At 47.1% G+C, this 17,448-nt stretch carries 25 protein-coding genes; 3 read left to right on the top strand and 22 right to left on the bottom strand.

What is annotated here, in order from left to right; genetic code table 11:
• Positions 1-8 precede the first annotated feature (8 nt).
• The 18 genes from LY387_RS16255 to LY387_RS16175 form a co-directional block, all read right to left on the bottom strand.
• Positions 9-218 (bottom strand): hypothetical protein, encoded by a 210-nt coding sequence (locus tag LY387_RS16255; RefSeq protein ID WP_234494852.1) that lies wholly within the window; start codon positions 216-218, stop codon positions 9-11.
• Complete coding sequence (locus LY387_RS16250) at positions 215-457, bottom strand: hypothetical protein (protein ID WP_234494851.1); 243 nt, start codon at positions 455-457, stop codon at positions 215-217. The genes LY387_RS16255 and LY387_RS16250 overlap by 4 nt, the downstream gene beginning before the upstream one ends.
• Before the next feature lie 9 nt (positions 458-466).
• A complete protein-coding gene (locus tag LY387_RS16245) occupies positions 467-1,315 on the bottom strand; it encodes a major capsid protein P2 (protein ID WP_234494850.1) in 849 nt (282 codons plus the stop codon).
• Entirely contained in the window at positions 1,315-1,437 is a 123-nt protein-coding gene (locus tag LY387_RS27190; RefSeq protein WP_267967698.1) for a hypothetical protein, read from the bottom strand. Before LY387_RS27190 ends, LY387_RS16245 begins: the two co-directional genes overlap by 1 nt.
• Before the next feature lie 145 nt (positions 1,438-1,582).
• Entirely contained in the window at positions 1,583-2,287 is a 705-nt protein-coding gene (locus tag LY387_RS16240) for a hypothetical protein (protein ID WP_234494849.1), read from the bottom strand.
• Complete coding sequence (locus LY387_RS16235; RefSeq protein ID WP_234494848.1) at positions 2,280-2,855, bottom strand: hypothetical protein; 576 nt, start codon at positions 2,853-2,855, stop codon at positions 2,280-2,282. Before LY387_RS16235 ends, LY387_RS16240 begins: the two co-directional genes overlap by 8 nt.
• Before the next feature lie 4 nt (positions 2,856-2,859).
• Complete coding sequence (locus LY387_RS16230) at positions 2,860-3,129, bottom strand: hypothetical protein (protein ID WP_234494847.1); 270 nt, start codon at positions 3,127-3,129, stop codon at positions 2,860-2,862.
• The gene (locus LY387_RS16225; RefSeq protein ID WP_234494846.1) at positions 3,126-3,416 is read right to left on the bottom strand and encodes a hypothetical protein; all 291 of its coding nucleotides are present in this window, start codon (positions 3,414-3,416) and stop codon (positions 3,126-3,128) included. Before LY387_RS16225 ends, LY387_RS16230 begins: the two co-directional genes overlap by 4 nt.
• Positions 3,397-3,633 carry a hypothetical protein gene (locus tag LY387_RS16220; RefSeq protein WP_234494845.1) on the bottom strand — a complete coding sequence of 79 codons (237 nt, stop codon included), beginning with the start codon at positions 3,631-3,633 and terminating at the stop codon, positions 3,397-3,399. The genes LY387_RS16225 and LY387_RS16220 overlap by 20 nt, the downstream gene beginning before the upstream one ends.
• Positions 3,634-4,071: 438 nt before the next feature.
• On the bottom strand, positions 4,072-6,117 hold the full coding sequence (locus LY387_RS16215) for a replication endonuclease (protein WP_234494844.1): 2,046 nt from the start codon (positions 6,115-6,117) through the stop codon (positions 4,072-4,074).
• 14 nt (positions 6,118-6,131) lie between these two features.
• A complete protein-coding gene (locus LY387_RS16210) occupies positions 6,132-6,347 on the bottom strand; it encodes a hypothetical protein (protein ID WP_234494843.1) in 216 nt (71 codons plus the stop codon).
• Between the two features lie 18 nt (positions 6,348-6,365).
• Positions 6,366-6,557 carry an antitoxin MazE family protein gene (locus tag LY387_RS16205; RefSeq protein ID WP_234494842.1) on the bottom strand — a complete coding sequence of 64 codons (192 nt, stop codon included), beginning with the start codon at positions 6,555-6,557 and terminating at the stop codon, positions 6,366-6,368.
• Positions 6,554-6,817: a hypothetical protein gene (locus LY387_RS16200; protein WP_234494841.1), complete on the bottom strand. Its 264-nt coding sequence runs from the start codon at positions 6,815-6,817 to the stop codon at positions 6,554-6,556. The genes LY387_RS16205 and LY387_RS16200 overlap by 4 nt, the downstream gene beginning before the upstream one ends.
• A 5-nt stretch (positions 6,818-6,822) precedes the next feature.
• Positions 6,823-7,071: a hypothetical protein gene (locus LY387_RS16195; protein ID WP_234494840.1), complete on the bottom strand. Its 249-nt coding sequence runs from the start codon at positions 7,069-7,071 to the stop codon at positions 6,823-6,825.
• Entirely contained in the window at positions 7,068-7,292 is a 225-nt protein-coding gene (locus LY387_RS16190) for a crAss001_48 related protein (RefSeq protein WP_234494839.1), read from the bottom strand. The genes LY387_RS16195 and LY387_RS16190 overlap by 4 nt, the downstream gene beginning before the upstream one ends.
• Positions 7,293-7,302: 10 nt before the next feature.
• The gene (locus LY387_RS16185; RefSeq protein ID WP_234494838.1) at positions 7,303-7,563 is read right to left on the bottom strand and encodes a hypothetical protein; all 261 of its coding nucleotides are present in this window, start codon (positions 7,561-7,563) and stop codon (positions 7,303-7,305) included.
• A 4-nt stretch (positions 7,564-7,567) separates the two neighbouring features.
• Positions 7,568-7,765, bottom strand: a complete 198-nt coding sequence (locus tag LY387_RS16180) for a hypothetical protein (RefSeq protein WP_234494837.1) — start codon at positions 7,763-7,765, stop codon at positions 7,568-7,570.
• The gene (locus LY387_RS16175) at positions 7,762-7,986 is read right to left on the bottom strand and encodes a hypothetical protein (RefSeq protein WP_234494836.1); all 225 of its coding nucleotides are present in this window, start codon (positions 7,984-7,986) and stop codon (positions 7,762-7,764) included. The genes LY387_RS16180 and LY387_RS16175 overlap by 4 nt, the downstream gene beginning before the upstream one ends.
• Before the next feature lie 110 nt (positions 7,987-8,096).
• On the opposite strand from LY387_RS16175, the gene LY387_RS16170 reads away from it, so the two are divergent.
• A complete protein-coding gene (locus LY387_RS16170) occupies positions 8,097-8,393 on the top strand; it encodes a helix-turn-helix domain-containing protein (RefSeq protein WP_234494835.1) in 297 nt (98 codons plus the stop codon).
• A gap of 46 nt (positions 8,394-8,439) precedes the next feature.
• Entirely contained in the window at positions 8,440-9,399 is a 960-nt protein-coding gene (locus tag LY387_RS16165) for a tyrosine-type recombinase/integrase (protein ID WP_234494834.1), read from the top strand.
• 266 nt (positions 9,400-9,665) lie between these two features.
• Here the strand turns inward: LY387_RS16165 and LY387_RS16160 are convergent, their stop codons facing one another.
• Positions 9,666-11,198: a phospholipase D family protein gene (locus LY387_RS16160; protein ID WP_234494833.1), complete on the bottom strand. Its 1,533-nt coding sequence runs from the start codon at positions 11,196-11,198 to the stop codon at positions 9,666-9,668.
• 97 nt (positions 11,199-11,295) lie between these two features.
• Complete coding sequence (gene ilvY, locus LY387_RS16155; RefSeq protein ID WP_234494832.1) at positions 11,296-12,186, bottom strand: HTH-type transcriptional activator IlvY; 891 nt, start codon at positions 12,184-12,186, stop codon at positions 11,296-11,298.
• A 145-nt stretch (positions 12,187-12,331) separates the two neighbouring features.
• Here ilvY and ilvC point away from each other — a divergent pair, with 145 nt between their 5' ends.
• Positions 12,332-13,816 (top strand): ketol-acid reductoisomerase, encoded by a 1,485-nt coding sequence (gene ilvC / locus LY387_RS16150; protein ID WP_006075378.1) that lies wholly within the window; start codon positions 12,332-12,334, stop codon positions 13,814-13,816.
• A gap of 119 nt (positions 13,817-13,935) precedes the next feature.
• Here the strand turns inward: ilvC and ubiK are convergent, their stop codons facing one another.
• Complete coding sequence (ubiK, locus tag LY387_RS16145; RefSeq protein WP_234494831.1) at positions 13,936-14,187, bottom strand: ubiquinone biosynthesis accessory factor UbiK; 252 nt, start codon at positions 14,185-14,187, stop codon at positions 13,936-13,938.
• A gap of 143 nt (positions 14,188-14,330) precedes the next feature.
• Complete coding sequence (locus LY387_RS16140) at positions 14,331-17,447, bottom strand: multidrug efflux RND transporter permease subunit (protein ID WP_234494830.1); 3,117 nt, start codon at positions 17,445-17,447, stop codon at positions 14,331-14,333.
• Position 17,448: the final 1 nt, after the last annotated feature.

Here is a 17,448-nt window from a genome sequence, read left to right as displayed (position 1 = left end):
TGAACCCCTTACGTTTTCGTGAATTTTTTGAGAGCCATACTGGCGACAATCGTCACCACCAAGGTAATGACAATCGTTGTGGTGAGGTTAGCGTTTTTGACGCTCGCGTCACCTTCAATGATGATGTCACTCTTGCTGCTTTCGGCGGTCTTGGTTGCGCCCCACCATCCCGCACCAAGGCCGGAAGCCGCCGCCGCGCCGATAATGAACGGTATCATCGACGGCCTCCAAGAAGCAGCACAACAAGCAAGAGGCACACCACACCGCCAACCACAAGCCACTGCGTGTTAGGGCTCGCCCATTGAGGAGGGGTAGCCACGAGGGTTGACCCGTCACTGTCTTCCCCTTTTGGTGGCTCTTTACCTTTGTGTTCGTTAGGGTCAGCGCTCTTGTTGTAGTCAACCCAAATCCCGCCAAGCGTGCCTAACGTGTTGTTTAAATTATCCCACCAAGACATATCGCCCCCTTATTTTGGTGTTGGGAACGCGGAGACCTGACGAACGCCTTCAATCAATACCGGAAAGTCACCGGCTGCCCCTTTGTGGACGCGAAACACTAAATCCCCTTGCGGTGCCATTTTATGGAAGACTCCCAATGCCCCAAATCCCTGCTGCACAAAATCCAGTGTGAGGTTATTGGCTTGAGGGGTTCGCTTAAAGCGCTTTAAGTCTTCATCCAAATCGTCGCGCGTCCCTTTTAAGAACGTCGAGCCATCACGTTTGATTTCGATGTGGTTCAAGTCACTGCCTTCCATAAACAGGCGTGAGACATAAAAGTCCGGCTCGTTATCAATGTTGATGTCATTGTACCCAGCGCGGCCAGCACGAAATGAGGTCGATATAATTTCAGGCAGGAAGTAGCGCTCTGGCTCACTAGGGGTGGTCAAGGCGTTTGAAGTGATTTCAGGGTTCGATACGCCAGACTTGATGCGCACGTAACACTTCCAAGTGTCGGTGACTTTGGTCACCATGGTTTTCAAAAACTGTCCTTCCCAGGTGAGCATGGATGGGTCACCAAAATAGAGGGTAGGGCGCGTATCATCCCAATGAATACCGGCTTCCACGGCCAGCTTTTTCATCTCTTGAGGGGTAACGTGAATATGGGGACGACCATTGAGTTTAAACTGAAAATATTCAATGTCCGACAAAGCGAGGTTCTTGAGGATGAACTCAATCGCCCAATACGTCGGGCCGACAGGGATAGTCAGAATCGCTTCACCCCCTGCGCGAATGTTTTCCCAGCGGTCGATTTCTTGGCGACGTGGCATCACGTTGGCACGAAGCATGTTCATGGCTTGTTTGAGAGCTTGAGACATTAGATACCTACCTTATCTAGAGCCTTGTTCGCGGTCTTTGAGTTGCGCTTGGCAAGGCCAACACCCGCCATCACAACCAAAATCACAACAACCATTACGATGTAGGGTTTGGCTTTTTTCATGTGTTTACCTAAAAAACAAAAGTGAATGAGCACGGTCATCGTTTCTTAGGATGGAAGGGGTGACAAGGTGAAGACAGTATTTAATCCGGCTTAGCCGGATTAAATACTGATTGGGCGTTGAACCGTGAGCCTAAATTGACTAGCGCTATCGATACTTGACGGTCGCGAATTGCGTTTTATTGAGCTTTTTAGGGCTGTTGTTGATTAAAAACCTTGGCGTTCCTTTCGGCCAATGGGCTGAGCTTGCCCCAGCATGGTCAATGTGACCGGCGCACAATAATCCCTTTCCGGCTCGCCACTGGATAAACTTAAGCGGCTCCCTTGGCACCATCGCAACATCAATACCCAGTTTTTTTGCAATGTAATTGGCGTCATCGTCGGTTTGATGCTGGCAGATGTTCAAGAACGTGGCATTGTTCATAATGGACTTATCCACTTCTTGACCGCGCTGCACCGTACCGATAATGGTTGGCTCGTACGCCAGTCCTTGACTGACAAGCCGCCCCCACGCCCCAGATGCTTTGGCGACGTTCGTCACCGCCGCCAGCTCTTCGCAGATGATAAGCGCCGGCTTTTGCTGGTTAAACACAAAGGCCACTTCACAAAACAGCTCAAACGCTTTTTTGTCATGGGCGACAAAGGCTAATTTGCCATCACTGTCTAGGTCTCTTGCCTTGCTAATCAGCTCTTCTGGCGTGACGCACGCTTCAAAGCCTAATTGCGTAACGTATTCCGCTTTGGGATCAAAGGCAATCACCCGGTTAAACTGCTCAGCAATTCGTTTCACTAAGGTGCTTTTTCCGGAGCGAGCAATACCTAACGATAATATTAACTGACCATCTTTACGCATGGTAATCCTCCTCATTGGCTGCCTTCCCCGGCTTAACCACCGGTTTGTTCGTGGTTTGCGCTTTTTTCTCACTGGCGTTTTTAATCGCGAAGATAAGTCCAGCAGTGGAAGACAGTGCACCAAACCACAATCCGTAGTTCTCCATCACTTCAAGTACGCCGCCTTTCGGGTAGTAGTGCACCACCAGTTTGGCATTGGAGAGCGCAAACTTATCAATGGTCTCGCGCTCTACATCGAGTTCGGCCATTTCACGAATGACAAGCTCGGTGTTTTCCGCTACGAATTCCCGGGTAACATGAATGCTATTGCGGATAAGCTCGGGGGAAATGGACTCGTCATGCTCCCATCGGCGTAGTGTCACCATCGGAATGTCAATCTCTCGCTGCGCGGCGAGGGAGTCTGCTGAGGAGACTCTTTCCGGCTCAAAGTCCGGCTCCGGTGTTAACGTGTCCGGTTTAAAATCCGGTTGGTTATCAAGTGGAGTGGCAAGTGTCTGAGGGCACCATTTTTCCGCAATGGCATCATAGCTGCGTTCGACTGTTTCCGGGCTGATATCAACTTGGTTCATTTGATTACTCCCACCCTAAGAAATTGGATAACGTATTACCGGTATATTCCGGTTTATTTTCCGGCTTATCCTCACTGCCGCTTTCCGGTTTGGGCTCCGGTTTCTTCACTTCTGGTAGAGAGGTGAGGGCTGCTTGACCTTGACGAGTTTGATAGTTCAGTACGCCGCATGTAGGGCACTTCAAATCGAGCTGTTTGTATTTGCCTTTGCGCTGTCGAACGTCAGCGTATTCACCACACGTAGGGCAATGAACGGTTTTGATTATTTGAGTCATGAGCTATTCTCCATTGAATGCCTTGCATTGATGATGAGTATTTGATTGCTCACATCACGCTCTTGCTCCATTTTGTCGAGATAATCCAGCAGTAAAGCTCCAGCAGGGGCAAGCTCACCACCGGATGACCATAAGGTCTTAAGGGTACCCATCAAACCGCCGGACGTATCGATATCGATGTTGCCCAGAGAATGTATCAGCAATGTCCTTGCATCACTGGTGGCTTTCACGCATCGAGTGTGCTGAATGATTAGCGCGGGTAGATGCTTAATGGTTGGCATGTTCACGTTCAAACTCCTTAACTCGGTTAGTTAGCTTGGTGACTTGGCCTTTTAGGCTGGCGTTGTCTTTTTTGAACCTAGCAAGTTCGAGAGCTTGTTTATCGAGCTGAGAGGCTTGCGCTTCCAGTAGTTCAATCAGTGTGTTGTGGTATGGAAAAAGGTTACCGGCTCGCGCTAAGCTATCGAACGCTTGACGGTTGAGTGTTTGCTGTGTGGTTTTCATAGTGTTCCCCTGTCTCACGACGTTGGATTAAAGTTAATCGATTAATTGAATCGATAGCTCACATAGTAATCGATAATATCGATTACAGCTAACGCACTTCGCTTGTTGAATTCCCACCCAAGCAAAGCAGGCTTGCTTCACTTTGTTGCGAATTTTGCTAGACCTGAGCGCTTTGAGAGTGTTGTTCATGAGCGCTCCCTTGTCTCACGATGTTGGTATTTACACAATAGTTATGTGTTTGTAATGAGCTTATAACTCTAGTTATAACTCGCCATTGAGTGAAAACGTGATAACTTTTCCGTGCGGTCTTTATGAGCCTTCCTACCTGAAGTGATTTCTAAGCACGGGTTCGTATTGACCGTTGATGTGTAAGTCCTTTTTTTTGCGCGCTATTGGCTCCAGGCGCGCTTTTTTTTTCTGCAACTTTTTGAACCACCGTTATGTGGTACACAGCCGCCCACTTCGAATGCTAAGTTTTGTGTGTTTGTCGATTGGTATCTTGCTCCCCCTTTTGAGTGGCCCAATCAAGCACTGAACCCCTTTAATGCTCCATCCGGTCACATCCATCAGCGCTTTTTCAAGCGGTGTAACCGTATCTGGGGGAGGCTGGTTACACTTATTTTCAGTGCTCCAAGGGGAAGCGCGCCGCGCTTCTTGCAAACGCTTGACGTCCGATTTCTTGACCAAACTGTATTTTGCGCTGGCAGTCTCGATCACTTTTCCTAACCACTCGATACCTATCACGCGCTTAGTGGTTTCACCAAATTGGTTGAGTTTTTCTTCATAGGCTAACTTTTCATGCCCTGCTATCTCGCAGAACGCAGACCAACGAGAGTTGTCAGCCGCATCCCGCAGGGCTTCTAGCTCTTCATCAAAGAAGGTGTCTTTTGCGGTTGCGCGCCTAAGCTGTCGCCAGATACCCACAGGTTTTGCACCTGATTGCGAGAACTGCTTAATGCGGTGCGTTGACGCCCACGCACGGACACGCTCAGCGTTAAATTCCGCGTCGGTTTCTGGCATGTGCGCGCCGTTGATGTTTTTAGAGATGTACTTGATGATGTAGCCCGTTGCTGTGCCTTTTTCTGGATCGCACTCTTTGGCAAGAAAACGGGCTTCACGTGCTTTTGTTGTGCTCAGTTCGTCGCTGTCTTCATCGCAAGCGATAGTGCGGCAGATATCAATGAGTGCTTGCTTTTGGTTGGGGTGAACATAGATAAATAGGTGCGCGTGAGGTGTTCCGTCATTGTGAGGCTCAGCCACACGAAGCCCAAACCAATCAATATCCATCTTTTTGAACCATGCGCGAGCGAGCTGCCATTGGTGCATGAGGTTTTGGTGCGCCTCTTTGACGGTGCAGCCGTTCCACTTTACCGAATTACGGTGATACTTTGATGGGAGTGTCCACGTGATGAAGACGCCCTCATAATCCAAATCAATTGCGCGCTCTTCATCGCCACGGGTGCGAACCACCAATTCAACGCGGCGGTTTTCTTGGTTTGATACGGTGCGCTTGACCACTTCATCAAGGGCAAAGGTAATGCCCGTTTCAGGGTCGTAGGCCGCCATTGCTTCTAGCCACTGCTCGGACTCTCGTTGCTTGTGTTTCCACCTTGTCATTGAGCGAGGGGAGACGTATTTTACTTGTCCTTTCTTTTTGCCCACACGACCAAGGGCGATTTGTGAATATTCAATGTACTGAGTGCGTAGGTACTTAAACTTGCGGATAAGGTAGGTCGCATCCAGACAGCGACGAATGGCGATTTCTAAATCCCTTTCCGCATCTTGGATTTCTTTGTACTTTTTATTCACGGTAGGGGGCTGAATGAAAAACGGCTCCATTTCGTTTGAGATGGTGCGATAGGCTTCTATCAGGGCGTCTGCATAACCGCGCTCATCTTCCTCATTGGGCTGGATGCCGTGAATGATATCGGTGAATCGTGCGGTTAGGTGTCTGGCTATGGCTTCAATACGGTTATCACACATCAACGCATGATGGTCGAATGAGATAGATTCATACATTTTACTGGTAAAGGTGTTGGTATGAATGGGTTTACTGTCTTGATTGGTTCGCTCAAGGGGCTGCTTTTCGTTGATAACGCAGCGCTCATCGACGAACGGAAACTTGTCTTCAATCACGGGTGCAAATTTTAAGGCGTGTTTGACGGCGGTATTGATAAAGCGCTCCATGTTCGAGCGTGTGGCGTTCTTGCGCTTGAGGCGCTTAGCGATTTGGTATTCCACATCTTCACGAACGATAAACGGTAGGCGCGGGATAAAGTGACGAGAAAAGGGCGTGCCATGCCTATGGACGTAATCTCTTGCGGTGTCTTTGAGTTCTTGAGTGAAGAGTGAGCCTTGTTTATCCGCTTCTTGCATCGCAGTAACCAAAAGTTCAGGCGCATCAAAAAGGAGTCTTACGGGAATAAGATCCTTTTGGCGCATCGTGCGCTTGATGCTATTGCGGATAGTGGAGGCGTTTTTCATAGGTATATTTGCGGTTAATACTCATTGTCGCTAGTGACATGTGCGTATGCTTCACCACACGCAGGACAGCGTAGCTCAAGGTTATCGGACATAGTTTCGACTAGCTCAAGTTCGACAAGTAGCCCCTGACAATCATTGCTGTTGCAAATAACCTCCGTCCCTTGAAAGTCGTAGATGTTGCTACTTGTTATTTGGGTTTCTCTTAGGTCTTGTTCTGTTCTTGTTTTCATGCTGTCACCAGTGACGGGCTATAGGTTTTCGAGAGAAACGAACTTTCCAGATTGCGTATCTCGTAGTGTGTTGAAGGTTAAATGTCGATAGTCACAACAAGCTTTAGCGAGCATATGAAATTCACTTTCTCGCTCTTCTGGTATCCACAAAGTGACCTTCTTTAATCCTTGCGCTTTCTTGTTGGCTTCGTACTTGGCGTTACGACTCATGGCTTTGCGTTACTCACTGTTCCCCAAGACTCGATACAGCCTTGCTCGGTGCATGTGTAGGTAAGGGCGTTAGGTTTTGGCTTGACGCGCTTTTTAATACCGTGCTTTTCTCGAAGCTTCGATATTAAGAAACACGCTCTGTCCGTTTTCTTTGGGTCAAAGTTTTCAAGCGCTTCCCTATCGGGACAGGGCTTGTGTATGGGGTTAGTGATAGGCAGATCTACGCTAGATACTGCCTCTTTGTAAGTAACATCACCCATGTGGATTACTTCGGTATATCAGGCCATGGGCTGCCTGAATTCATGATGTGGTAGATATCCGCTTCATTTTCTTTCTCATTGAGAGAGTCAGCATAAAAGCCCCAATAGCGTTTTACATGCTCCGCTTTGCCGTTTAGACCAGTATCGAGACATTGAATGAACGCAAATCCGCGTCCGTGAGTGCGTGCAAAGTGGAGTTGGCACTTTGGGTGCGAGCTATCGTAAAGAAGGTTGTTTTCAGTTTTAACGATCATTGCGTATGCTCCATGCCTGTATTTTCGAGGTCAAGTCGGATTTCTAGAACCTCTTGGTAAGCATTCATAGCTCTTAGTTGTGCTTTGAGGAGTCTTTGGTCTATTTCGTTGAGTTCTTTGAACAGCGTTTCTTCTTGGTAGATGAACACCGTTAGTTTTCGCACCCGCTCACTTAACTCATATCGCTCTTTTTGCATTCGTTCTATGTGTGATTTTGGCATTGTGGACTCCTTACATTGGCATTGGTGGTACGCCGTCAGCGTTTAACTCAGCGGCGGCGCGGTTGATTTGGTAGGCTAAGTCGCCTTCGCCGCCTGCATGGGCGAATTCGGCGATATGGTGTAATTGTTTGGCAGCCTCTTCGCGTAGCTTTTCGCTCATGAATAGGTAGGTGTTCTCTGGAGCGGCGTTCTCGCGCATGGCGCTAATGTCAAACTGAAAGCGCTGAACCCAAAAGTTGTACTCGTATTTCACTACATCGGCGTGTGTCATGTTCTTATCCTTGAATGACAATGCGTAGATCGCCTTTTAAGGAGATCACCGCGATTTTCGGGTTAATGTAGAAAACAGAATTCCCAGCTCGAAATTCCATTTCAGCCACAGCGCGATAGAAGTTTGATGAATGCTCATTTGCTGGAATGTTCTCAACGGGTAGGCATTTTTCGTTTGAGTAGATTTGGACTAGTGGGGTCATGCTTTGCTTTCCTCAAGTTCTGACAGGTCAGAAAATACAACCTCACCACGCTCTAGCCGCTTCTCAAGTTCAGTACAATTGATGTAGCGGTCACCACCTTCTCGCAGGTGTATAACTTCAGGAATTTCTCCAATGTCCATGCGTGCTTTGATTTGCTTAACTCCCATTCCAGACTTCCTGGAATAGAGCGTGACCTTCATGTACTGGACTTCGGTAGCCATGTGATACACTCCTTGTTTGGTTCCGATATCTGTCCATATCGGGTTATTTATGGTCATACGTTCGTATAGGTTGTGTAGAATATACGATCGTATATGTGGCGAGGTCAAGCATGGATCTTGGAAAAAAATTGAAAGCAATACGTATTGCAGAGGGATTGACGCAAGATGAGTTTTCGCAACTTATTGATGTTCCGTTAGTTTCAGTGAGAAGCTACGAGTTAGGCAAAAGGTCGGTAAATGAGAAAAATTTGATGAAAGTCACAAAGCATGAGCGGTTTGATAAATACGCCTATTGGATAGCAACCGACAAGACCCTTCCAGAATCCGGCCAGATAGCTCCGGATTTTACTATTCTATTAGAACTCGGCATTGTCGAAAAAATAGACAGCGACAAAAAGACTGCCTAACCCTTTGTTATCGTTCGTTTTATTCTATGGAAAGGATTAACGTGACATGCTGCTAAAGAATGAAAAAGGTTATTTTTCAAGCTATGCACCTGAGCGAGTTTTTGCTAGGAAACGGGATGCTGTGCAGCTTGATGTGCAACTTGAATTAGAGCTAAAACGTAAAAGTATCAACAAGGACATGAGGCGGCTAGATGAACTGGTTACGCTCTGGTATCGACTGCATGGAAAGTCACTAAGTGATCACATTAGGCTCAGAAAAAAGCTCTATTGGATATCGGAACAACTCGGTAATCCAGTAGCTAGTGACCTGACTAGTGAAGATTTTGCGCGGTATCGAGAGAGGCGAAGTGTTGAGGTCTCCACGACGACAATTAACAGAGAGCACGCTTATCTAAGGGCCATGTTTAACGAATTGGACAGGCTAGGGGTGATCACATTCAAAAACCCACTAACTAAGATCCGCCAGTTCAAAGAGCGCGAGAAAGAACTAAGGTTTCTTGACCACGAAGAGATAGCCCGCTTGCTGGAGGTATGTAAAACCTTTAGTAATCGCTCACTTGTCTATATCGTTAAAATCTGCCTTGCGACTGGTGCAAGATGGGGTGAGGCTGAAGAATTGAAGCCCTCACAGATCAAGAATAATAAGATCACATTCTTAAATACCAAGTCAACGAAGAACCGCACCGTTCCCATTAATCAGTATCTCTTTGATGAACTCAAAGCCATTGAGCCTATCAGTGATAGCCGAATGTTTTTTAATAGCCTTTCGACGTTTCGCAAAGCTATTGATAAGGCATATATCGACTTACCTAAAGGGCAAATGACACACGTTTTACGGCACACCTTCGCAAGTCACTATGTCATGAGTGGAGGGAACATTGTCAAACTTCGAGATGTGCTAGGTCATAGTGAAATTACGACGACGATGCGCTATGCACACCTTGCACCTGATCATTTAGAGGAAGTGCTGCAATTGAATCCGCTAAATAGGTATTTATCAGGATAACTATTCACACCTCAAAGAGCGATACAAGCTTAGGTTTGTGTCGTTTTTTTGCTTAAAGCATACAGATGAACACAGTATAACCTCATATAACCCCATATCGGATTTTTTGACCTTTGTAACGCTTTGTTTTTTCTTGTGGTTTAGTGGAATTCCAAATCCGCGTGTTGGGAGTTCGAATCTCTCCACCCCTGCCATATTAAAAGGCTCTGACTTAGGTCAGGGCCTTTTTCGTTTCTGCAGTTTGTCGCTAAACAACGGTGCTGTAACTAGAGGATATTCTTAGGCACGACTCGGTGCAGCTTTACTCCGACTCTTTTAGTGACGCTAACTTCATTATCTGGATTGAAATCTGTAGTTATTCTCCACGCATTTTCAGGCTCCATTTCCACCTTCATAGCGGCTGAGACATGCTTAGTGATCTCTGGAGAATGGATGATGGCAAAGCTCTCTGTGTTCAAATGAGCGCTGCGTGGGTCAAGGTTGTAGGTACCAACAACGGTAATGCTGTGATCAATCGTCATTGTTTTCGCATGAAGACCAAAAATAGGCGTAGTTGGTAGCTTCTTATACATGTGTTCAGTCATTACTCGCTGCCTGACTTTAGCATCAGGTTTAAATTCATAAACCTCAACCCCAGTGGCCAATAGCTGTTTCCTATTTCTTTGGTAGCCGCTAAAGGCTGCCAGGTTGTCGTTAGAGGCCAAGCTATTCGTTAAGATTTTTATGGATATACCTTTTTCAACCAGACTACGTAAAAAGACTCGATCTTTTTTGGTTGTGACCAGATAGGGTGTTTGGATCAGAATGGAGGATTGAGCACTCTCTGCAAGCTCGGTCAACTTATCTCGAGTGATACTACCTCCACCCAAGAACGTTTGTTGATCGTTTTTGCCGGGCTCATCCGCTATATACTCTACCTTATCAACGAATAGGAATTTCCCTTCATTAGATAGTGCCTGAAAGGTCTCAGGTACCTTATCTATCTCTGCTCTGATCTCGGGATGAAAATGCTCAGGGTTACACGCATAGGAATGCAATCGTGAAAAATCAGGATTACCGTTATATGGGTTGGATTTGAAGAGATCTTCGACTGGGACACTGAGCTCGCTATTCCAATATTGCTCGAAGGAGGTATCGATCGCGTTAACTGCTTTGCCAGCTAGGAATACATCGCGATCTCTAAAGTTGTACTCATGATCAAACCCGAAGTATTCGTCGGCAATATTTCTTCCTCCAGTGATCGCTACCTGGTCGTCGACTAAAAACACTTTATTGTGCATGCGTTGGTTGATGCCGTGAAAGTCGGTAATAACAGTTGTCATCTTTTGAACTATATTCTTACCGATATTGGCGTTGGGGTTATATATCTTGATGTCAAAGTTCTCATGCGCTGCCAACATGAGAAGTTCATCTTCCTTGGCATTGAGCATGATGTCATCGACAAGAACTCTCACCTTTATGCCTCGCTCAGCCGCTCTTACGAGATAGTCAGTCGCAATCAACCCTACGTTGTCGACTGAGAAGATAAAGTACTGTACATCGATAGAGGCTTCAGCGCGCTCTGTTAACCAAGCACGGGACATCATTGCTTCCGCTCCTTGCTCTAAAACATAGACGCCTGTGCCATTTTTCATTTCAGTCTCAAAAGGCTGAGTGTAGTGAGACAAAGGCAAGCGCTCTTTATCGACGAGGTCGGCACAATAGTCTCTATTCGAGACTGGTACGCTATCGGGAGCCGTTGAGCAGCCAAATAAAGCAATTAAAACAGAAGCAAGTAGCGTTTTTTTGAATGCGGACATAAGGGTAAAAGCCTTTTGGGCAGAAAATCGGCAATATGATATCGATAACCAGAGTAATAAAGTATCACCTCTCTGTCACAACAGTCAGTGAGCCAAGTTATGGTTGGATATAAACATTTTCCGCCACTTTCCAAAATGCAGAGAGTAGCTGGTTATCCAAGTTAGAGCGCTTACACACCACACCGAGTTTGAATGGCTTTATAGGCTCTAGTTTCAAGCGCTGTATCTTGTCTCTGACAGGGCTGTTGACGATGACGACTTCTGGCGCAATACCGACGCCACATCCTAATGCCACCATGCTAACAATCGCCTCATGACCGGATACTTGAGCATAGATATTGGGCTTTATACGCATTTTTTTGAACCAGTAATTTGCGCGTTCGCGAGCGGTGCCAGCTTCTGGGACAATGAATGGGATTTTACTCCAGTCAGGCATACCATCGGCTAGCTCAGAGCCAAAGCTGCTTACCCCGGCTGGCGCAATAACAGATAAGGGGATCTCACTAATCGTCTCAAACTCCAAGCGCGCGGGGAGCAGTTCAGGCAGTGCAGAGATAGCGATATCCGTTTCATCATTCATGACTTTGTCTATCGCTTGGGCTGGATCGCCTGTCGATAGTTCGAATTCGATGTACGGATAGAGCAGCCTGAACTCCGCAAGCAGTTCAGGTAAATGGCTATAGCTGGCGGTGACTGAACAAAACAACCGAAGTTTGCCTCTGAGCTCGTTTTCACCATGTTGGCTTTCAGATTGAAACTGCTGCCATTCACTGACGATATTGATGGCAATCGGTAGCAGCTTTTTACCTGCGGGTGTGAGCTCTACAGATCGGTTGTCACGCAGGAATAGGCTTTGATGAGTATCCTGCTCAAGCTTTTGAATCTGACGGCTAAGTGCCGAGGCACTGACGTGCATAGCGGTTGCGGTTTTACTGAAGCTTTTACTCTCACAAAGATGGATAAAAGCTTGGAGACTTTTAATATTCATAACACTAAAGATATCGGTAGTTGCATTAATTGCAATGACAAATTGTGAATATATCACTTTAAGCAATTTAGTCTCTGTTTTAGTATGAAGTCATTCGATGATAAGCATCGACACTACGGACAGAATTCAACAGGAGAGCCCCACTATGGCTAACTATTTCAATACTCTTAACTTGCGTGAGCAATTGGACCAACTAGGTCGTTGTCGTTTTATGGATCGTTCTGAATTTGCTTCAGAAGCGGATTACCTAAAAGGTAAGAAAGTAGTCATTGTTGGTTGTGGTGCTCAAGGCCTAAACCAAGGCTTGAACATGCGCGATTCTGGCCTAGACGTGTCGTACGCACTTCGTCAGGCAGCAATCGATGAGCAACGTCAATCGTTCAAAAACGCGAAAGACAACGGCTTCGTTGTGGGTAGCTACGAAGACCTAATCCCTCAAGCTGACCTAGTTGTTAACCTAACTCCAGACAAGCAGCACACTAACGTGGTTGAGACGGTAATGCCGCTAATGAAAGAAGGCGCATCTCTAGGTTACTCTCACGGCTTCAACATCGTTGAAGAAGGTATGCAAATCCGTAAAGACCTAACGGTTGTCATGGTTGCACCTAAGTGTCCAGGTACTGAGGTTCGTGAAGAATACAAGCGTGGTTTTGGTGTTCCAACTCTTATCGCAGTTCACCCAGAGAACGATCCTCAAGGTGATGGTCTTGAAATCGCGAAAGCATGGGCAGCAGCAACCGGCGGTCACCGTGCAGGTGTTCTCGAGTCTTCATTCGTTGCTGAAGTTAAATCTGACCTAATGGGTGAGCAAACTATCCTATGTGGCATGCTACAAGCAGGCTCAATCGTATGTTACGAGAAGATGATTGCTGACGGCATCGACCCAAGCTACGCAGGTAAACTACTTCAGTTCGGTTGGGAAACGATCACAGAAGCACTGAAATTCGGTGGCATCACGCACATGATGGATCGTCTATCTAACCCTGCGAAAGTGAAAGCGTTTGACCTGTCTGAAGAGCTAAAAGACCTAATGCGTCCGCTTTACAACAAGCACATGGATGACATCATCCAAGGCGAATTCTCTAGCACTATGATGGCTGACTGGGCAAATGACGATGTGAATCTTCTAGGTTGGCGCGCAGAGACCGCTGAAACAGCATTCGAAAACTACCCTGCATCAGATGTAGAAATCTCTGAGCAAGAGTACTTCGACAACGGTATCCTAATGGTGGCTATGGTTCGTGCAGGTGTTGAGCTAGCATTTGAAGCAATGACGGCATCAGGCATCATCGATGAGTCTGCGTACTACGAGTCGCTACACGAGCTACCACTGATTGCAAACACGATTGCACGTAAGCGCCTATACGAAATGAACGTAGTCATCTCTGACACAGCAGAATACGGTAACTACCTATTCGCTAACGTAGCAACACCACTGCTTCGTGAGAAGTTCATGCCATCAGTAGGTACTGACGTAATCGGTAAAGGTCTAGGCGAGACATCTAATCAAGTAGATAACGGCAAACTAATCGAAGTAAACGACGTTATCCGCAACCACCCTGTTGAGTACATCGGTGAAGAGCTACGTGGCTACATGACAGACATGAAGCGCATCGCTGTAGGCGGCTAAGCCGACCAAGAATAAATAAAACGTAAACACAACATAGTAAAAAGGGGCTACCAATCGGTAGCCCCTTTCTTTTGTCTGTGCCATTCGAGCCTAATGCTCGGAATGCAGCGAACAAATGGTTACTTGTCTGCTAGCTTTTGCTCTAGCTCAGTAAGCTTTTGCTCCATTTCAGTTAGCTTTTGGCGAGTACGAAGCAGTACTTGAGTCTGCACGTCAAACTCTTCACGGCTAACCACATCAAGCTTATTCAATTGGCCTTGAATCACTTGACGTACTTTCTGATCAACATCCGCACCAAGCTCTTTCACGGGTTGTGGCATAGAGTCGTGAATCTGCTTAGCAATCTGTTCAAGTTTCTTTGGGTCAAACATGTCTGGTAACTCCTTAAGTAATCCCACTATTCTATGTAATCCACCGGGCAATGTCGTTATTTAGCGTAATAAAAAAGGCCACAATGTGGCCTTTTTCTAAGTAACGCTGTTTTTAACTCACAACGTAGAATCACATTAACTGTTTATACGCGATTCTCTTTGCATGCAGCTGAAGCTTCGTCAACTCGAGCAATTTTCTCTAAGTCTTTGTCTTCAACAAATACAGGTAGTGGCTTATGACGCTCTGCCAAGTAGGTGTAGATAACTGGCAGTACAAATAGCGTAAACAGTGTACCAATCGCAAGACCAGCAACGATTACGATACCGATACTAAAGCGCTGAGCTGCACCCGCACCTGATGCGTACATCAGTGGGATAAGACCTGCGATCATCGCCGCCGTGGTCATTAGGATTGGGCGAAGACGTACTTTCGCCGCTTCCATGACCGCTTCCATCTTGCTCTTCTTATGCAGAAGCTGCTCTTCTTTGGCTACCTCACAGATTAGAATACCGTGCTTGGTGATTAGACCAACTAGGGTAATCAAACCAACCTGCGAGTAAATGTTCATGGTCGCTGCGCCCCAAGCAAGAGCAATCAAGGCACCACAAATCGCTAGCGGTACCGAGACCATGATAACGAATGGGTCTTTGATCGACTCGAACTGAATAGCCAGTACCAAGAAGATGATTGCCAGTGCCAGACCAAACGTTGCGTACAGTGCGCTACCTTCGGTTACGTACTGACGTGCTTCACCCATGTAGTCATGGTTGTAGCCGCTTGGCAGTTTGCTTTCTGCAATCGATTCAAACCATGCAATTGCATCACCCATTGCCACGCCCGGCGACGGTACCGCACCCACTGTTGCTGAGTTCAGCTGGTTGAAGTGAGGCAGTGAGCGAGGCTCCGCAACCACATCGATACTGATAAGGCTACCTAGTGGGATAGCTTGGCCGTCGTCAGAACGCACGAAGTACATGTTCATCGACTCTGGGTTTAGACGATACTTACGCTCAACCTGAGGAATTACCTCATACGAACGACCATTTAGGTCGATACGGTTTACGTAGCCATCGGCCATCATTGCACTCAGCGTAATACCGATATCTTGCATGGTCACGCCGTAGGCGCCAGCCATGTCCTTGTCGATATTGATTTTCATCGTGGCTGAGTCGTAGTTCAAATCCAGTGTTGAGTAAACAAACTGTGGGTTTTGTTGTACTTCACCCCAGATGTCGGTCGCGATAGTAAACAAGCTCTCAAAGCTGTTTGGTGTCGTGATAACAAACTGAATAGGCAGACCTGAACCTGCACCAGGAAGTTCTGGCATCTGGAACGCAGTCACAGCCATGCCCGGTACTTCAGCGACGAGAGCACCTACACGGTTCGCCACTTCAGCTTGGCTAGCTTCACGTTGACTCCACGGCACCATTGACGCAATACCAAACGCTTGGTTTGAGTTAGGTACACCAGTAAATACCTGTGCAAATGCCACTTCAGGCTGGTCGCTCAGAATTTTGTTCACATCATTCATGGTGTTTTGTAGATAGTCTAGATTCGCATTCGACGGACCCGTACCCATCAACATCACAACACCTTTATCTTCTGACGGTGCCAGTTCACTTGGAATGAACTTGAACAGCATCGGAAGTGACGCGAACACGATAACCGCAAAGCCGATAATAACCGGACGGTGCTGCATAACTGCTGTGAGCATTTTCTCGTAGCGAGCGGTCATGCGATCAAGTACATGATGCACTTTCTGCTCGAAACGGTTTGGTGTCTCGTTGGCTTTAAGTAGCTTCGAACACATCATTGGCGATAACGTCAACGCGATGATGCCGGATACAAACACCGAACCTGCCAGCGTTAGAGCGAACTCTTTAAACAGCGAGCCCGTGATACCACCCATCAATGCGATTGGCGCGTATACCGCACCTAGTGTGAGTGTCATCGCGATAACCGGTACCGCAATCTCACGAGTACCAATGATGGCCGCGCGGAACGGCGATTCACCGAGCTTAATGTGACGGTCAACGTTTTCAAGAACAACGATCGCATCATCTACCACCAGACCGATAGCCAATACCATCGCCAGCAGCGTCATCAGGTTCCATGAGAAGCCAATCGCCTGCATCACCATGGCTACACCAATCAGGGATAGCGGGATAGTGACAATAGGGATCAGAACTGCACGGAATGAACCTAAGAACAGAGTGATAACCACAAGTACGATTAAGGCCGCTTCAAGGATGGTTTTGATAACCTCTTGAATTGACTCGTTGATTGCCACCGTCGAGTCATACATCACGTTCATTTTGATGTTACTTGGTAGGTTCTTCTCAAGCTGAGGAAGAAGTTCAAGCACATCGGCTGCAATGTTGATCGGGTTAGCGCTCGGTGCGGCGTTGATCGCTGCTACTACGGCTTCTTGACCGTTAGCACTCGCACGATAAACGTCGTGACTCTTCTCAAGCGTCACTTTCGCGATGTCACCTAAGCGAATCACTTGGCCGTCGCCTGAGCTCACAACCAGGTTCTTTAGTTCTTCGGTGTTCGAAACCTGAGTATCGGCACTGCCGTTATAAAGAACGAACTCACCCGTTGCTTGACCTGTTGCAGACTGATAGTTGTTGGCATTCAGAACGTTCATCACGTCCGAAGCTGTCATCTTCAGCGCGGCCATTTTCAGTGGGTCTAGCCATACGCGCAGGGCGTATTTCATACCACCGTACATATCTACTTTAGATACACCGTTAACGGTAAATAGCTGTGGGTTGATTACGCGCTCTAGGTAGTCGGTGATCTGACTCGACGCCAACTCATCACTGGTAAAGCCGATATAAAGTACCGCGGTCGTCGAACCAGTCGACATAGTTACCGTTGGGTCTTCGGCTTCTTTCGGAAGCTGAGAGCGAACCGAGTTGGTCTTTGCCAGAATGTCTGACAGCGCCGCGTTCGGGTCGGTGTTAAGCTTCATGTTTACCGTGATGGTCGATTGACCAAGCACAGACTGTGACGTCATGTAGTCAATGTTGTCGGCTTGCGCGACGGCTTGCTCCAGAGGCTGAGTAATAAAGCCTTGAATCAAGTCGGCACTTGCACCGTAGTAACTGGTTGTCACGGTGACAACCGTATTCGTCATTTCTGGGTATTCACGTACCTGCATCTTGAATACCGCTTGCAAACCAAGCAAGGCAATCAAGAAGCTGATCGATACCGCAAGAACAGGACGTTTTATGAAAATATCAGTAAAACGCATT

It is taken from the genome of Vibrio maritimus, assembly GCF_021441885.1.
Taxonomy (GTDB): domain Bacteria; phylum Pseudomonadota; class Gammaproteobacteria; order Enterobacterales; family Vibrionaceae; genus Vibrio; species Vibrio maritimus_B.
Note: the sequence above shows the minus strand (reverse complement) of the source record. Positions and strands in the feature narration are given on the sequence as shown.

Excerpts from the sequence above, each read along its gene's own strand:
- LY387_RS27190 (WP_267967698.1), bottom strand. The coding sequence starts at position 1,437 with ATGAAAAAAGCCAAACCCTACATCGTAATGGTTGTTGTGATTTTGGTT.
- LY387_RS16250 (WP_234494851.1), bottom strand. The coding sequence starts at position 457 with ATGTCTTGGTGGGATAATTTAAACAACACGTTAGGCACGCTTGGCGGG.
- LY387_RS16255 (WP_234494852.1), bottom strand. The coding sequence starts at position 218 with ATGATACCGTTCATTATCGGCGCGGCGGCGGCTTCCGGCCTTGGTGCG.
- LY387_RS16185 (WP_234494838.1), bottom strand. The coding sequence starts at position 7,563 with ATGACACACGCCGATGTAGTGAAATACGAGTACAACTTTTGGGTTCAG.
- LY387_RS16165 (WP_234494834.1), top strand. The coding sequence starts at position 8,440 with ATGCTGCTAAAGAATGAAAAAGGTTATTTTTCAAGCTATGCACCTGAG.
- LY387_RS16190 (WP_234494839.1), bottom strand. The coding sequence starts at position 7,292 with ATGCCAAAATCACACATAGAACGAATGCAAAAAGAGCGATATGAGTTA.
- LY387_RS16240 (WP_234494849.1), bottom strand. The coding sequence starts at position 2,287 with ATGCGTAAAGATGGTCAGTTAATATTATCGTTAGGTATTGCTCGCTCC.
- LY387_RS16175 (WP_234494836.1), bottom strand. The coding sequence starts at position 7,986 with ATGGCTACCGAAGTCCAGTACATGAAGGTCACGCTCTATTCCAGGAAG.
- ubiK (WP_234494831.1), bottom strand. The coding sequence starts at position 14,187 with ATGTTTGACCCAAAGAAACTTGAACAGATTGCTAAGCAGATTCACGAC.
- LY387_RS16215 (WP_234494844.1), bottom strand. The coding sequence starts at position 6,117 with ATGAAAAACGCCTCCACTATCCGCAATAGCATCAAGCGCACGATGCGC.
- LY387_RS16140 (WP_234494830.1), bottom strand. The coding sequence starts at position 17,447 with ATGCGTTTTACTGATATTTTCATAAAACGTCCTGTTCTTGCGGTATCG.
- LY387_RS16170 (WP_234494835.1), top strand. The coding sequence starts at position 8,097 with ATGGATCTTGGAAAAAAATTGAAAGCAATACGTATTGCAGAGGGATTG.
- LY387_RS16235 (WP_234494848.1), bottom strand. The coding sequence starts at position 2,855 with ATGAACCAAGTTGATATCAGCCCGGAAACAGTCGAACGCAGCTATGAT.
- LY387_RS16180 (WP_234494837.1), bottom strand. The coding sequence starts at position 7,765 with ATGACCCCACTAGTCCAAATCTACTCAAACGAAAAATGCCTACCCGTT.
- ilvY (WP_234494832.1), bottom strand. The coding sequence starts at position 12,186 with ATGAATATTAAAAGTCTCCAAGCTTTTATCCATCTTTGTGAGAGTAAA.
- LY387_RS16195 (WP_234494840.1), bottom strand. The coding sequence starts at position 7,071 with ATGATCGTTAAAACTGAAAACAACCTTCTTTACGATAGCTCGCACCCA.
- LY387_RS16230 (WP_234494847.1), bottom strand. The coding sequence starts at position 3,129 with ATGACTCAAATAATCAAAACCGTTCATTGCCCTACGTGTGGTGAATAC.
- LY387_RS16220 (WP_234494845.1), bottom strand. The coding sequence starts at position 3,633 with ATGAAAACCACACAGCAAACACTCAACCGTCAAGCGTTCGATAGCTTA.
- LY387_RS16200 (WP_234494841.1), bottom strand. The coding sequence starts at position 6,817 with ATGGGTGATGTTACTTACAAAGAGGCAGTATCTAGCGTAGATCTGCCT.
- LY387_RS16210 (WP_234494843.1), bottom strand. The coding sequence starts at position 6,347 with ATGAAAACAAGAACAGAACAAGACCTAAGAGAAACCCAAATAACAAGT.
- LY387_RS16245 (WP_234494850.1), bottom strand. The coding sequence starts at position 1,315 with ATGTCTCAAGCTCTCAAACAAGCCATGAACATGCTTCGTGCCAACGTG.
- LY387_RS16160 (WP_234494833.1), bottom strand. The coding sequence starts at position 11,198 with ATGTCCGCATTCAAAAAAACGCTACTTGCTTCTGTTTTAATTGCTTTA.
- LY387_RS16205 (WP_234494842.1), bottom strand. The coding sequence starts at position 6,557 with ATGAGTCGTAACGCCAAGTACGAAGCCAACAAGAAAGCGCAAGGATTA.
- ilvC (WP_006075378.1), top strand. The coding sequence starts at position 12,332 with ATGGCTAACTATTTCAATACTCTTAACTTGCGTGAGCAATTGGACCAA.